Source organism: Lyngbya sp. CCY1209, from assembly GCF_055795065.1.
The window spans coordinates 1-1,049 of the sequence record NZ_JAYFER010000537.1 but is presented as its reverse complement, the minus strand read 5'-3'; the positions used below and the strand labels follow the sequence as shown (position 1 = coordinate 1,049).

The window sequence follows — 1,049 nt, the reverse complement described above, 5'->3', positions numbered from 1 at the left end:
GCGGGAACCGACAATCAACTCTTTGGCGGCAAAGACGATGATATTTTGATCGGCGGTCGTCGGAGTATAATGTTTGGAGACTTCGGCGACGACCAACTCTTCCCCGGAACGGACGGAGAGAATACCCTGACGGGGGGTCAGGGTTCCGATCAATTTTGGATGGTTAATTATGGTAAGATCACCGATTTTGAAGTCGGGATTGATGTTATTATCGTTCCCGATCCGTCCCTCTCGTTCGAGGGTCTGACCCTCACTCAGGTTGAGACGGATACTGTCGTCAGCGTAGATGGTTCACCCCTGGTAACGCTTTTGAACGTTTCGAGCGATCGCATCACCGCCGAAAGTTTTGTCTTCGGTATGCAGAACATCACGAGCATTTCTGAAGAATTTCAATACAATAGCGAGAGCTTTGCTGTACAAACCCAGAACTTCGATTCAATTGTCTCTGGCTTTCCCAATAACATCTCCAACACCGAGAATCAACCCGAACCGGTAGTTGTCGAAACTGCCGATGAGAAATCGGAAACTCCCGTTGTCGTCGATACTCCCAATCAGGAATCGGAAACTCCCGTTGTCGCCGATACTCCCAATCAGGAATCCGAACCGGTAGTTGACGAAACTGCCGATGATGAATCCCAGCCGGTTGTCGCCGATACTCCCGATGAGGAATCGGAAACTCCCGTTGTCGCCGATACTCCTGATGAGGAATCGGAAACTCCCGTTGTCGCCGATACTTCTGATGAGGAATCCGAACCGGTAGTTGACGAAACTGCCGATGAGGAAACGGAAACTCCCGTTGTCGTCGATACTTCCGATGAGGAAACGGAAACTCCGGTTGTCGCCGATACTCCCGATGAGGAATCCGAACCGGTAGTTGACGAAACTGCCGATGAGGAATCGGAAACTCCCGTTGTCGCCGATACTCCCGATGAGGAATCCGAACCGGTAGTTGACGAAACTGCCGATGAGGAAACGGAAACTCCCGTTGTCGCCGATACTCCCGATGAGGAAACGGAAACTCCCGTTGTCGACGATACTCCCGATGAGGA

Annotated in this window: 1 pseudogene; it reads left to right on the top strand. The window is 51.4% G+C overall.

The window, feature by feature from the left end:
• Positions 1–159 precede the first annotated feature (159 nt).
• Positions 160–1,049, top strand: a pseudogene (locus AC0QHF_RS17770) (hypothetical protein); the annotation flags it as partial.